Genomic DNA, 15,342 nt, shown 5'->3' with positions numbered 1-15,342 from the left:
ATACTCACCTCTCCTTTTACGGTTAATTTAGCATTGTTTATGGTTAGTTTACCAGGAGTACCTTCATCATAAATATACAAATCTCCACTTTCCTGTGGACCTGAATTCAAAGTAATCTCATGGCCTTTGATCACTACCTGAGTCGTTCCGTTGGGCAGGCTGGTAGCTGCAATTGTTCCAGCTGCATCTGTTGACCAGGTAGATAAATTGGCCCAATTCCCATTTTGCTTTGAAAACAATTGTGTTTCATGCGCTGGAATGTTGATATTACTAATAGTAGTCGCATTTATTGCAGCACTTTTTCCAGATCTGTTACCTGCTGCATCTATGGCTTCTACTTTAAAACTATAGGTGGTTTCCGGGCTTAATCCTTGTATGATTAAACTGGTTCCACTCACATTACCATACAACACATCATCCTTAAATACTTCATAGCTGCTTACCCCTACATTATCTGTTGAAGCAGTCCAGCTTAAATTTAAACGATCTCCCTGTATATTACTGACCTGAAGATTTCCCGGTATCGATGGAGCTTCTGTTTCTCCACTGGTGCTAATGGCATAAGCACTACTTCTGGCTGATTCATTTCCCGCTTCATCCACTGCACTTATTTCAAAACTATAACTGGTGGAAGAAACCAGGCTGTTGATTGTATGAGAAGTAATACTGATTTCTGTGATAAAATTATTGTCCTGATAGATTTTATACCCTGTTACCCCAATGTTATCTGTAGCAACATCCCAGCTTAAACTAATGGAATTTTCTGTTACTGCGGTGTGGGTAATATTTTCTGGTACACTTGGTGCTTCTTCATCACTGTTGGCAATGTCATCTGTGGCCCAGTGAATACTGGCTCTCACCAATGCCCAGCCATCTGCTGTCAACATGCTGGCTTCTGTATCATATAAAAACCAGCCTACCCTTTTGGCTGGGGCTACAAAACTATTATACATATTATCCCCACTTTCAAAACCATAAACAACGCTACTTCCATCTGCAACGTGGGAAGCTATATTCACCCCATCTCCTGCTACCATTACCCAAGGCATAGTACCACTTGAAGTATATACCTGCACAGTCCCACTTAATCCTGCAGCCAGGGGATGGGAAGCATCATTAATGATGACACTTTGATAACCACTGGCATTCCCTCTGGTACCAGTGGCTCCAGAGGTGATATTTAATTCATCAAACAAGCCCTGTTCCCAGTTAATTAAAGGGACAGCCACACTGGTAAACTTGGTCCCTACATTCCCGGAATTGACTGTAGATGAAATTAATACTAATAATTTTCCACTGGCATCTGAGGTTTGTGCATCACTGTCTTGTTTAACCACTACGGTAAATCCCATATTCTCCAATTCACTTTTTAATGCTGCATCTCCTGTGCCTAATGTCGTATTGCCCACAACCATTAGTACATCCCCTACACTAAAGATTTGATGGGATTGACTTAAAGTACTACTTGTATTAACTGGATCAACCGACTTTTCATTTGTAGCTGCTCCAAATAGGGTATGGCTCAGCATGGCCAGACAAAGCAGCAATACCAGTTTATTTTTGATTTGTAAAAGTTTAATCATGGTGAAATGATAAAGGGTAAACTATATTTTGGGCTTTCCTCAAGGAAACTATAGGCACAGTTTGCCCAGCCTACTAATTTGCTTTAGTGGGAAAGTAAATTTTTGACAATAGTAGATCTGGGTAAGCAGAACAAAGCTACTTACTCAAATAGTACTAATAAAAGGTGATTAAGTTTAGATTATCCAGATGGACAAAACAAGTAATGTAAATGTGATTGGATATCAAGTGCTAGTTGGATTTCCTTTAAATAAATGGATTGGGATTCCATAAGTGAAGTTAGTTTAGTTTTTTAAATTTTTACAGTCATTCTTTTAATTCAGTGGTCGCATGATTAAAAGAACTTTTTTTTGTTCAAAGGTGACTGTACTAGTAAAAGAGTTTAAGATAATTTTGTTAGTGATGTGAAACAGATAATTTATATTCCTGATCACAGGAGCTAAAGTAACAAAGGTTATTCCTTAATGCAATCACAGCACAAATTTTTATTAGGTAATTAACAATTATTTACAGATAGTATTTGGAATTATGGTTTGAGCTTTTTTTTACTTACAAGTGTAGGTTTTATAGCTTTCACAAAAGTTTTTAGATGGAAATCCTCCTTATTTAAGTTTAATTGGAGAAATTGCCTCAAAAAATCAGGTTTAATGACCTGTATTTTTTTTAAAAGTTTACATTATCAAAGCATTTTCTTACATCTCCATTACAGCTAACGAAAAGTAACCCTCAGTGAGTTATTCCTATTTTTCTAAGGTTTTAACCTTTCTTATTAAATGATGAACCAAATATTTTTTGGTAACGATTTGGATGATCCCTTCAAAAATTCTTCTTGCTTCTTGAATGAATTCCTGCCTACTTATTTGATAATTTGTAAAGGCCCATGATAGGACTCTAAAATTAAATAGTAGTAGGATTGACCTGGTGTAAAGTTAATTTCATGTTTACTCCAAATCCCGCTAAATGGAAATTCAGAAGTCCAAAATAATTCTTCTTGTACACACTCATTATTTCCTCCCCCTATTCTTAGCATAGCCTTATCATTATTTTCAGGGTAACCTTTTCGACTAAGTATTACTGAAGATTGATAACAAGTATCTTCATTTAAAGGATAAGTTAATTCCTGATACACCCTCTCATATGCATCAAAAACTGCAATTGGAAAGTCTATTAATGCCTCATAGAGTCTTATTAAGTGTGCACATCTAGAAAATACCCCACATATATCTACGCACAGTTAAATGGATTTTTTGTACCGGAGGTTTTTAACTCTTCTGCTTTTTGATTTTCAAAATAAATACTGCATATATTTTCTAACCCCTCCCCTACTTAACATAGATGAATTTATGATCACAATTTATCATTGGAATAATCATGTTTTTTATTGAAATAGTTATATTATTGGTTTAGAGGTTTTTCTTGAAAATTAAACTGCCCCACGCTTTTTTATGGTTCCCTAAAGAGAAAGATTTAATTTCTTACCAAATTCAATAAACTGAGGATTTGATCTGAATGGTTCAAATTGCGGAGCAAATTTAAGTGACCATGGTAATGGATAAATTTTATTTTTACATGCTTCGTCCAAATACTTCATTGCCATTTCATTTTTATTAAGTGACGCACTAAGTAAAGCAAGGCTTACTGGATTTACCCATGAAGTATCTGATTTCAAAACCAATTTTTTTAGAATTTCTTCAGCTTTTTCATTTTGCCCGGCAGTAGCATAAGTAACACCTAGATTAGATTGGTAGTTTACTGATTTTTGAGGTAATTTTTCGTGAAACTGAATAGCTTCATTATATTTTTTCAAGCCAAGATATGAATATCCTAATACCAGATTCCCATAAGTAAAATTTGGCCTTAATGCTAAAGACTTTTTAGCATATTCTATACTTAGTTGATAGTCTCCTTTAATATTATATAACCACCCTAACCACAAAACATAAGTAGGGGATAAGGGATCGATTTCAACGGCCAGTTTTGCTTCATTAATAGACTCTTCAAACCGATTGTACAAAACTAGTAACCAGGCATAATGAGCATGTGCAATTTCATTATCAGGATTAATTGCTATGGCATTTTTAAAGGCTTCCTCTGCTTTTGTCCAATCCCAATCTTGATATAGATATGTCAGGGCCAGTGCAGTGTGGCCATTATCCATTTCAGGATCTAAAGACAAGGCTCTATTGGCAGCAGCTTTGGCCAAAGAATAAGCATCTCGGCTAACTTCAGGGCCATGTCCTGTTAACGCATATCCAACTGCTAAACCTGCATAGGCAAAAGGGTCTGCTGGATCCAATCCAATGGCTTTATTTAGATAATCAATACCGATTTTAAAATCATCTAAATTGCCAAGATTAATGTGGTACATCCCTCTTAAATAAGCCTTATATATTTCAGGATCTACAACACGATTTCGGGCGAACTGTTTTTCTTCCTGTTCAGTCAGATTACCTTTCACTTTTTTTACTACATTTTTCATTAAATCATTTTGCACATTTAGCACATTGCTGATACTTTCATAGTAGTCTTTTGCCCATAAATTTTGTTCTTGTGGAAAAGCTTTAACTAATTGTATTTGAATTTTCAGACTATCTCCAACCATTAATACTGCTCCTTCAACCAGGTATTCCACTTGTAATTCTTTTGCAATTTCCTGTATTGTTTTTTCTGTGTTTTGATATTGCTGGATAGATGTTTTGGAAATAGATCGGATTCCTTTTATTTTCCCAAATTCTCCAATTAAAGCATTCTGCATACCTTGCGTCAAAAATTCCTGATTGGTATTTTCTGATAAATGAGAGAATGGCAATACGGCAATGCCATTAGGTGGTGGTATTGTTTTTCCTCCAATAATATCTCCTGACAATATATAACCTACACCAACTAAAATCACAATTACCAACATAGATAAATACAACCATTTTTTTGTGAATTTTCCCGCTCTTATTGCGTTTGAATGATCTGTAAATTTTAACTCACTCTGATTAAGATTCGACTGAACATTGTTACTGATTTCCGATTGATCAATTGTTTCAGTTGGTACGTTGTTGTTTTCTATCCTTTTTTTCACTTCTCCTGGTGGAAAACCATAATGCGAATTAAAACAGGAATTAAAATAAGAAGTACTACCAAAGCCTACACGATAGGCTATTTCTGAAGCTGTTCCAACATCTTCTTTTAAAAGTTTCATTGCTTCTTCCAAGCGGATTTCCCTTATAAACTGGCTAACTGATTGCCCTTTGAGCATTTTCAATTTTCTGTGAAGATGAGATCGGCTCATGCCCACTTGGTCAGCCAGATTTTCTACACCAAATTGTTCATTGTTAAGGTTATCGAGTACTGAATCCTTCAATTTAATCAGTAGCAATTCACTTTGGTTAGTTGGGTTAATCTTGTCCATAATTTAGGCAGGGTACTTGGTGAATTACAATATACCTTTTTTGACAATTAAAGTCCAGAAAAAGTGTGAATCCACTCATGGTATTACCATGAAATTCATTATCAAAAAGTATTGGAAAAAGTTGAAGAATTGCCATAAACGCAACATGATTTAAAAAAACAACATAATTTTTAAAAAAAATTGAATGAATTGCAACATACTTAATACCTCTCCAATGGCAATTTGAGGCACCTTTGTAATAAGCGAAACAAGGAATGTGGCCACTTCCATTTAATCATTTTAAAACCTAAAAATAAAAATGGAAGCTTTAAAAAAAATAATGGTATTTGTCTTTTTAATCGTAGGAACTTCAGGATGTTTTGATGAGGAAGATCAAAATATAACTCCACAGTTAGATCCAATTAAAACTAAATCAGCAGCCGAATATGTTGTAGAGCAACTGGCAGAATATGTAATGAAAGCTCACTTGATCAAAAACCTTTCGGGGAGTTCATTTTCTAATGAGGTGGTTGGAGGAGCTTCAGGAACTGCCATTGTTAGCGGAGCTATTAAATATGGGGAAAATCAACCCTGTGGATCTAGCTGTATCAGAAGTCAAAATAATGTATCCATTGATGTAACTTTTCATAACTTCACCATTTCACCCCGAGAGGATCTTGAAATTACAATAGTTTCCGGGAAAATGGATTTTTCCGATCATAAATGGAGCCGACAGTCTGGGCTATATTATTCTTCAGGAGGAAAAGTATATGTGAATGGAATTTCCCTAGAGTTCAGCATTAAAAGAACTGATAAATCAGGAGAAACAAGTGGCTATGCTGACTTTATTGATTTTAAAGCTTCAGGAAAATATCCCTATAACCTATCAGGATCTTGTTTGGTCAAAAGTGGAGAAACATTTTCTTTTTAAGAGTACTCAATACTTTTCATTTTAAAAATCATTCTCAACTTAAATTAAAAACCATGAAAACTTTCAAATTAGTCTTAATACTTGTTTTAGTAAATTCTTTGCGTGTAGTTGCTCAATTAGCTACTACAGCTAATGCAACAGAAAATTGGGTACAATACAAAATGGATAAGAATCAATTTCATATCAGTTTTCCTGAAAGCTGGGCAGTGGGTAGTGAAGAGAAAAAAATACTCACCAACTGGATGAGTATTCTGGCTGCAAAAACCACTACGTTCCCTAAAGCAGCAATTTCAGTGGTGGCTAATCCGGTTATAGCTAATTATAATTCCAACAAAAAATTCTGGAATAAATCCCATGAGCAAACTGCCAAAAAGGAAAAGGACAAATTCTATCAGGTGTTTGATGAAGGTGATTTTGAAAAGGATAATGGGGCAAAATATTATTACAAAAAGTATCAATTTACTATGACGTTTGATGATGGAGTTCAGGAGGAAAGGGTCAGGCTATTTTATATGTATATGCCACCCAATAAAAAAATGAACAAGTTATTTATCATTTGTCAGTTCGATGCTTCTCTGGATGATATGGATAAACTGGAAAATACTTATAAGGAAATATTTAATTCATTGAATTTTGAATCCATTTAGAAGTCTACAACAGGACTGAAATAACAAGGTACAATACTACTTTTAAATACCTTGAACTGACACCATAAATCTTCTCAAATTTTTCAAAAATTGTTCATGTCTAAACATGAGCTTGAAACCTATTAACTGCTTTTTATCATGAAAAAGTTATTGAATATCTTCGTCTTTATTTTATTTTTTCAAATTTCTTATGCTCAAAAGCCGTCTAACTTTGAGCATATGGAACATAGCTTGCCAAAATTTTCCCTATCCTTAAACCCCATAGGATTTGCTCAGTTTGGTCCAATCATCAATGCAGAATTTGGATTAAATGATCGCTTATTATTAAATACTCATGTCAGGCTTTCCCCATTAGGAGCTTTATCTTACATGTCAAGATCAGATAATGACGATGAACTGGACAGAATAAATGGAATGGCCTTTGGAGGTGGCCTGATTTATTTCTTAAATGAAAATAAAAATAAACTCTATATCGGTTTTCTGGCTCAATATGAAAAACTGGATAACTTATACGAAGAAGGAAACCAGTGGGAATGGCAGGAAAAGGAAAATAATATTGCCTTTATGATAAATCCAGGGTATCGGTTTACCTTCCATACTTTTTTCATCAATACAGGCGGCTATTTTGGAGTAGCCAGTACCAGCTATCAATGGAATTTTACTGATCCTGAATCCCCTTATTCAAAATCGGGGAACGGGGGAAGTGGAAAAGACATTGTGCCTTTCTATTTGTTGGATATTTCCTTTGGAGTAGCCTTTTAAAATCAATCAAATCATTTGTTTACTGCTGATGGCTTTGCAATAAGCCATCAGCAGTACATCCCCCAAAAATTATGGAAAATCAAATACTATATTGTCTTCAGGATATCAACAATAAACTTCTGAATACTCTTTACGCTTTGGATAATTTAAGGCGTAATATGAGAGAGGATGAATGGAGAAATTTTTGCCAAAATGAAACTACCAAATATAATCTTCATACACAATTGCTAAAAGATCCCTACACCAAAAGGGCTTTCGAAAAACCCAGAGGCTATGCTGGAGATGCCATTATGATGGATTTTCTTTATGGCGTGTTACCTCCTCCGGATGTTGAAAGCAATCCTGTAGGAAGATCGGTGTTTGATTTTACCACTCAAAGCGATCCCGGAAAGGCTGTAGTTTTTCGCAAAAAATACATAGCAGGTCTTATTGATCAAAAGGCCCAGGATAGTAATGTGCCTGTTTCAGTACTTTCCCTGGCTGCCGGCCATTTACGAGAAACTGAAATGATGAAAAGTTTTCTCCAAAAGAAAATAAAAAGGTTTATTGCATTCGATCAGGATGAAAAATCTCTGGCAAAAATAAATCGGGAAGGGATACACTCTTGTGTAAAAACATGTCCGGGAAAAATTAAAGATTTAATCGAAGGTAATATCGATCTGGGAAAATTCGATTTTATTTACGCATCCGGACTTTTCGATTATTTGCCAGAAAAGCCAGCCAAAAAACTTATCCAATGGATGTTTTCATCTCTAAATCCGGGAGGAACCTTGCTTGTTCCAAATTTCAGGGCTCAATTGCCCAATTCCATTTTTCGCACCTACATGGAAGCCTTTATGAACTGGTTTTTAATCTACAGAGAGGATGAGGAAATAATTGGGCTGTTCGAAAAAATACAGCCAACAGCCATCGATAAGCTTTCCTATTTCAATGATCCGGTTTGCAATATTGGTTATGTACTAGTGAGTAAAAGAGCCTAATATTGAATCAGGAGGGAAAAATATAGGCAAAACTCAGGGCTTCAACTCTGAAAATTTAAGTAATGGTGTAATAACCAACCTGAGTAAAAAAATGCTTATTAATTGAGGTATGAAGCTTTCCTTCAAAGTTATCCCCAAATTTTAAACAAAGCCCAATTATTATATAAAAGCCTTTTAAATGAAATCACCACTTCTTTGTAACAGTGGTCATTAATTATAACATATCAAGATAAAGACCGATAACCGACAATTTATTCAAGCAATTTTTTTTAAGTTCTTCAACTTAAATATTTAACAAAATGGAAAAAATTAAAATTAATATAGTCCCATGGTTATTGAGGACTGTTAGGTTAATTACAAAAGGAATGTTGTTGCCTATAATCATTTTAAGTGGATGCAGCAATGATGATATTACGCCAAAAAGATTGTCCGATATCGATTTAAGTAGCGACCAGTATTCCATCAAGCTGGATGATAAAAGTCAAAGTGTTAAAATCGCCACGGAAGACATAGATTATAGGATTACATTTCAGGAGAATACATTTGCCAATGAATCAATAGAAATAGAGATCACTCCTGTCATCAACTATCAAAATATGCCTTTAAATGTCAATTTTGTGGCAGGACTAAATTTTGAGTCACAGGTCACTACATTTGCAAAATCAATCTTTATTGAAATGGAAGTACCATTCATCAATTCGAATGAAGAATTTGCCATATTCCATTTTGATGATGAAAGTAACAATTTCGTTTTTCACAGCAATTTTGAAAATATTGATCTCAATAACAGTAAAGCGCTACTATCATTTGAAATTGATCACTTCAGCGTCTGGGGAGTGGTCAAAACAGTAATACAATCAGGCTGTCCCATGGGAAGTATGACAACTGACAAGGAATATGAAGATCTGATAGGTTGCTTATATATACAATACTTGACTAATAAGAATGAAGGAACACTTGAATCAATGCAACTACTTATGGAGTCATGGTTTACAAATCTGGTATCCATAAATACAAATTCAATATCAGATACCGCGAGTATAAAAAATCAAATGAATAAGATACTGAATTGGAAAAGCAAGTTTAATGTCATGACAGCTTTAGAGCCTTATGCAGAGGTCATCTTCCAGAATGGTTTGACTGAGCTGAATGAAAGGTTAATCTTTATATTTGAAAACTATCTCGTTCGAGAATTGAGGGCAGATAATCTAGATGCATTGAAGGATGGAATAGAAAACCTATTCCTACTATACTATTTTGCAAGAAACATCTTGTTGGTAACAAATGGATCTGACGCTGAAGCAAACCGTTATTTAAAAATTGGTATGAATTACGCTATAAGTAGCTTTCGAGAGATTTACAATCTTGAAAACTACAATTGTCAACAAGCCAGTGAATATTGTGATAAAGCTAGGATAAGTGAAGAGGTTAATCAAGTGTATACACTCATAAAGTCTGTACCGCAGAGTGAGGAGGGTAATGAAATACCAGATATCTTTTCGTTTTGTGATGGATTTGGGAATGAATATGTCAATGATATTGAGTTCACTAAAACCAGTTCAATTCACGATCCTCTTCCAGATATTTATGAAGTGAGTTGGTCTAAACAAGCATCCTTTTCAATCAAGGTGCTTTCTAGAAGCATTTTTGGTAGAAGATTGACATCATCTTTCATCAAAGCACAAAACTTTAGTTTCTCTGATCCTTCTGTGATGCAATTGGAGCAATTTATTGAAGGACCTACTGGAACAGCACATTTTAAAATCTTAAGTCCTGGTGAATGTACCATTATTTACACCTCCTGTGATAGGGAATGGCAACAAAAGGTCAACATTACCTGCGGTTTTAACTGGGGATGCCAAACACTCAACTTTTCTGGTACGGTAAATTGGAGTCATAGTTATAGAAGATATTCTGATGTTAATAAGAAAATATATACGGACACTCATCGCAGTGGAGAGATAAGCTTAAAAATTCAAATAAAGGGAAATGAGGTATGGATTACTGGAGAGGGTTCAAGAACGATTGTTACAGAATTTTACAATAACAACGAAAACTATCAAGGTGAACGGTATAGAAGATCCGAGAGTAATGACACCTGGTCATTTTGTGAAAATGACAAAAAACCGATTTATACATTGATAGGTAACAATTTCCAAGATGGTCTTCCCGTTGCAACTGTAAGTTTGAGAGATTGCAATAAGCTGTTTTTAAAACCGTTAGGTGTGCTTCACTTAACTGGATTTACTACTGGAAGTCTAACAGGATTTATTAGGCTCGGTGGTATTGATCCTGATGTGAAGTTTACTTTTTAGCCGTACTGGAGAATCGGAGTCAATAAACGAAAGAAGTTCTCGTGATTTTATCAGCCAAACCATTAACATGTTAACTGCCTCAAGGAACCCTAAACTAGTTATAATGAATCCACTATAGGGCTATTAAGAGTCTGGATTATTTTTTTTAGCAACATGTGATTTTCCTGTTGATTACCTTATTATACTAAAACTTTTTCCTTTCACGCAAAGTGAGAAAGACCCCAACCTCCGAAATAACCACCGGTCGGTTGGACAGCCAAATCACCTACTTTTAAAAAAAAGTGGTACACTTTTCAATTAATATAAATATTAATTATGGTATACTTTTGAATTAATATATATTCAATTATTATGTTTAAAAAATATTGTAATAATTATAATTTTTATTATAATAGTTATATTTTGACTTAGCTGATTTCTTCGGGAAATTTATCTTTAAAATTGCCCCACGGTTTTTTTATGGTTCCGAGTAAGGTGATGAATCTTGATCTGTTTGTTTGGAAATAAATAAAGATTAATCCAGAGAAGTTTCCACTAAATAAAAAGGAGGTCTGGGGTAAGACCTCCTTTTTTTCTCAAACTCCTGATAGAGAGATTGGTATTTCTCCAAATAAAAAAGCACCTGGAGTATAGCATAAGTGCTTAATTTTTTATTAATCTTTTTGCAAAGACTTGTTCTTTATAAGATAGCCTTAACAAATAAATACCAGGTGGTACTTGGAGTAAATCAACTGATAAGTTTTGTTCATTTTTCAAACTAATCTCATTTTGAAAAATCACCTTTCCTGTATAATCCATAATATTTAAAGATATGGGTTCATTAACTGGGTAATCAAATTCCAGATTAAACAAACCACTTCCTGGATTAGGATAAATTTTAATGTTACCAATATAGGTTTTTGTAATTTCAAGATTTTCTCCAAGATGACCTGCTATCCTTGATGAGGCAAATAGCGCTGAAGAATTGAAGATTAACTCCCCATTCCAGGCCATTATCCCATGGTAGGGAATTAATGTTCCTGATTTGTTTTTGTAAACTACATTTTGAGTGGTGGCATTAGTCACTTTCCCATCGATGGTAATACTTTGTACATAGAGGTTTCTGTCCTGCCCGTTGATCACTGCATCATTGTCAAAGATTATTCGAACATCAGTAGGCTGTTTTGAAATTGGAAATGAATAGTTTTCAAATGAAGTTGTAGTATAAGAATCTCCAACCTCCACATTATCCAACAACACTTTAAAGTGAGCTGTTTGACTATTTGCTTCAGAACCTTTTGCTCTTACCGTTATGTTATTGGATGGTTTATTAAATAAAAATGTTTTTAAAAAAGGCTTAGAATTATCATCAAAAAAAAGATTCTGGACTTCAAATAGAGGCAACCACTCATATAATTTAACATCTCCATAAATGGCTTCAACTAGAAAGTTGCAATACTCAATATTCCAAGGCTCTGTAACTGAACCAGGCATAAAGGGATTTTGACTTAAATAAGTAATACCAGATTGACCCGTTTGAATGGAAAGCGTTGGTATGGCTTCCAGAGTGTTTTTATACCATCTTACAGGATAAAAATTGATTTTTACTCCTTCTATAGGTTTTCCGGCTCCATCTACTGTTTTAACACCAATTTTAGGGGGAAAACTTTTTAAAATATAATCAGTATTTGGAATCGCACCCCCGGCAGTAAGGTTTATTATATTTGTAGAATGCTTATCCCATATGTTTATTCCATAAGGGGAGTTCATTATTGATTCAAATGGTATTTCGTATTCCTGGTTATTTACAGGATTATTGTTTTTCAGCACTTCTAGGGCATAAAGATCAATTGCACCTCTACTATGCCCCCATTCATGGGTTAGTGCATCAGTTCCGTAACCACCAAATGGACCACCAAAACTGTCAACTGACCAACTATGATAAATAGCATTATATATTCCGAACCATCCTCCTCCCCTTTTGGGATACCCGTCAATAACTAACCTATAATCAAATCCAGGATGACTTTTTGCATATTCCTCCTCTGCATTCCCAGAAAAAATATAGACCGAATCCACACGGAATTCAATTTGTGACTTGAAAATCCCAGGATTATTGAACTTATTATTGATCGTATTAAACTGTTTCGAAATCAACTGTTTAATTTTGTTAAGATCCCCGTAATAATTGGCAGTTTCCTGAGTAATTCCAGCTACAATTGAAAAACTCCATTTTTTTGAATAATTAAATATCAACTCCCCACTCCATGCCATTATTCCATGGTAGGGAATTACTGTTCCTGATTTGTTTTTGTAAACTACATTTTGAGTGGTGGCATTAGTCACTTTCCCATCAATGGTAATACTTTGTACATAGAGATTTCTGTCCTGTCCGTTGATCACTGCATCATTGTCAAAAACTATCTGAACTTTTTCCACCTTTTCTGGATCGATATCCAAGCTAAATTCATAAGATTGATATGAAGCAGACGAAAACTGTTCTCCAACCTTTTTATCATTGACATATACAGCAAAATGTGCATAAACTCCACCGGCTATGGAGCCTTTTAAAGTAACCTTTAGCTTGTTTTTGTTTTTATCACCATATAATTGATTGGCTTCATTGATAGCCTGTTGGGAAACAGGCCACTTCCAGTCAATGAATAAGCCTGTTAAATTTTTATTGGCTGCTGCACAACTGGCGAGAATAAAATTATCTACAGCATCCTGGGTGGTATTTGCAGCAGGACGTTTGCCTACTTCTTCCCATAATTTATTGACAAAAGCCTGCTCTCCATAGTCCTTTTTTAATCTATATAAAAAAGAAGCAAAAAGGGACTCACCCCCCAAATTATAATTGTTAGGAGGGGTAACTCCAATAGCCAGGGTATTTTCCCATCTATAAGCCAGATTAGCCATATATTGATCAAAAAGTCCTTTGACTGTATTGACCAGGTCTTTAAAAGGTCTGTTATTAAAATCGGCTGCTGAAATACCCAAAGACTCATAAATCATATCACGCATAAAAACAGCATAGCCTGTGGTAATATTACCTGTAGCCGCTGGGGGTTTATATTCAATTCGGTCAGCATAAAACCAAAAATTCCGACCCAATTCATAAAATACTATATGGTCATATTTTCCCTGATTGACATATGTATTATAAAACAAATCAAAATATTGATCCAAGAGTTCAATACCCGTTGCACCAAGAAATCCACAGCCTGCTCCACAAGTATTATCCACCTGAGCAATGGTGATTTTTCCATTATAATGAAAATGGGGAGTTGGCTTCCTGCCAGTTGCATTAAAATAATAGTCATAGCCCTGATCAATAACTGAGAGCAGATGGTTTACCACATCCGGATCTAATTTATCCGACTTGGTTAAAAACACTACATTTTTGCCCTCCCATAAAAACAGATCATATTTTTCCTTATTAATTGAGGTATAAGTATAGGGTTTAGGTTTCGATGTTTGCTTAAATGAAAATATCAACTCCCCACTCCATGCCATTATTCCATGATAGGGAATTACTGTTCCTGATTTGTTTTTGTAAACTACATTTTGAGTGGTGGCATTAGTCACTTTCCCTTCAATGGTAATACTTTCTACATATAGGTTTCTGTCCTGTCCGTTGATCACTGCATCATTGTCAAAAACTACCTGAACTTTCTCCACCTTTTCAGGGGCGATATCCAGACTAAATTTATAAGATTGATATGAAGCAGAAGAAAACTGCTCTCCAACCTTCTTATCATTGACATAGACAGCAAAATGTGCATAAACTCCACCGGCTATAGAGCCTTTTAGCTTTACTTTTAATTGGTTCCCTGAATACAAATAACTTTCTTTTAAAAAATTATTTGTTCCTGAAGCATCATGATTTTCCGAATAGCCATTATGAAGGCCGTGTACATAGCTTACGGTGAGCAGAAAAACTACTAATAGCCCAAAAAGAGATAAATGATTTGATGGAATAGGCTGTCGCATTTTTTGATGAAAGGTTTAAATAAAAAATAAGTAAAACCTCTACTTGGAGATATGAGAGGCTGCTTTTTTTGGAAAAAAAAGCAAAAAGATTAGCAGTTAAGCGACCAGAAAGAATAAATAGTTGAAAACTACTTAGTGTTAAGGAATTTGACTTAATGTAAAGATAAAAAATATGATATTTAAAGTAACTCCCAGTTCCTAGTAAAAAATTACATTTATGAAATGGAATACCTTATACAATATACGGAACTTATGGATTTTATCATAATTAATATTGTAAATTGAAAACGATCTTTAAATAAGTTACAATTTGTATAACTATTAGTCATTTTAATACTTATACAAACTGTATCGTTTTACCCTTTTTTTAAGCTTAAACCTTTACACTGTCCCAAATGTCAGCCATCATTGCCTATGTCAGAGCTTCTTCCAATAAGAAGGATACTGACCATCAGGAATTGGAAATTAGAAGACATGCCAGTGGGTTGAAAATGGAAATTACCACCGTGGTAAAGGTGAAAGTGTCTTCCAGAAAAGGACCAGTGGAAAGAAGAATTCAGGAAGTCTCTGATCAACTCAAAAGTGGGGACACCCTAATGGTTACTGAAATTAGCCGCTTAGGCAGAAGTGCCTCAGAGATCATACAGTTCATCAACCAGATTTTAAATAATGGAATTCGACTGATTGTCATCAAGCAAAAATTGGATATTAGCAGTCATGACATGCAATCTAAAATACTGGTGACGCTATTTTCCTTGCTTGCTGATTTAGAAAG

Annotated in this window: 10 protein-coding genes; 6 read left to right on the top strand and 4 right to left on the bottom strand. The window is 34.7% G+C overall.

Annotated elements, in window-relative coordinates; all coding sequences use genetic code 11:
- The 3 genes from A3EM_RS46575 to A3EM_RS0133610 all read right to left on the bottom strand — a co-directional run.
- Nucleotides 1-1,583, bottom strand: a 1,583-nt coding sequence (locus A3EM_RS46575; protein ID WP_169513450.1) for a fibronectin type III domain-containing protein, incomplete at its 3' end; no start/stop codon positions are given.
- Nucleotides 1,584-2,437: 854 nt separating this feature from the next.
- Nucleotides 2,438-2,710, bottom strand: a complete 273-nt coding sequence (locus tag A3EM_RS0133615) for a hypothetical protein (protein ID WP_020532655.1) — start codon at nucleotides 2,708-2,710, stop codon at nucleotides 2,438-2,440.
- 324 nt (nucleotides 2,711-3,034) lie between these two features.
- Complete coding sequence (locus A3EM_RS0133610; protein WP_020532654.1) at nucleotides 3,035-4,981, bottom strand: helix-turn-helix domain-containing protein; 1,947 nt, start codon at nucleotides 4,979-4,981, stop codon at nucleotides 3,035-3,037.
- A gap of 298 nt (nucleotides 4,982-5,279) precedes the next feature.
- Between A3EM_RS0133610 and A3EM_RS0133595 the strand changes: the two genes are divergently transcribed.
- The 5 genes from A3EM_RS0133595 to A3EM_RS0133575 all read left to right on the top strand — a co-directional run bounded on the left by A3EM_RS0133595 (nucleotide 5,280) and on the right by A3EM_RS0133575 (nucleotide 10,595).
- Entirely contained in the window at nucleotides 5,280-5,891 is a 612-nt protein-coding gene (locus tag A3EM_RS0133595) for a hypothetical protein (RefSeq protein WP_020532651.1), read from the top strand.
- Nucleotides 5,892-5,944: 53 nt separating this feature from the next.
- Nucleotides 5,945-6,538 (top strand): hypothetical protein, encoded by a 594-nt coding sequence (locus A3EM_RS0133590; RefSeq protein ID WP_020532650.1) that lies wholly within the window; start codon nucleotides 5,945-5,947, stop codon nucleotides 6,536-6,538.
- A gap of 138 nt (nucleotides 6,539-6,676) precedes the next feature.
- Nucleotides 6,677-7,300 (top strand): hypothetical protein, encoded by a 624-nt coding sequence (locus A3EM_RS0133585; RefSeq protein ID WP_157638223.1) that lies wholly within the window; start codon nucleotides 6,677-6,679, stop codon nucleotides 7,298-7,300.
- A 71-nt stretch (nucleotides 7,301-7,371) separates the two neighbouring features.
- Nucleotides 7,372-8,280, top strand: coding sequence for a class I SAM-dependent methyltransferase (locus A3EM_RS0133580; protein ID WP_044240654.1), 909 nt, complete (start codon nucleotides 7,372-7,374; stop codon nucleotides 8,278-8,280).
- Between the two features lie 299 nt (nucleotides 8,281-8,579).
- Nucleotides 8,580-10,595: a hypothetical protein gene (locus tag A3EM_RS0133575; RefSeq protein WP_020532647.1), complete on the top strand. Its 2,016-nt coding sequence runs from the start codon at nucleotides 8,580-8,582 to the stop codon at nucleotides 10,593-10,595.
- Between the two features lie 642 nt (nucleotides 10,596-11,237).
- Here A3EM_RS0133575 and A3EM_RS46570 read toward each other — a convergent pair.
- Nucleotides 11,238-14,567 (bottom strand): carbohydrate-binding domain-containing protein, encoded by a 3,330-nt coding sequence (locus A3EM_RS46570; RefSeq protein WP_020532646.1) that lies wholly within the window; start codon nucleotides 14,565-14,567, stop codon nucleotides 11,238-11,240.
- A gap of 395 nt (nucleotides 14,568-14,962) precedes the next feature.
- On the opposite strand from A3EM_RS46570, the gene A3EM_RS0133565 reads away from it, so the two are divergent.
- On the top strand, nucleotides 14,963-15,342 hold a 380-nt coding region (locus A3EM_RS0133565), incomplete at its 3' end, for a recombinase family protein (protein ID WP_020532645.1).

This window comes from Flexithrix dorotheae DSM 6795 (assembly GCF_000379765.1).
Taxonomy (GTDB): domain Bacteria; phylum Bacteroidota; class Bacteroidia; order Cytophagales; family Flammeovirgaceae; genus Flexithrix; species Flexithrix dorotheae.
Note: the sequence above shows the minus strand (reverse complement) of the source record. Positions and strands in the feature narration are given on the sequence as shown.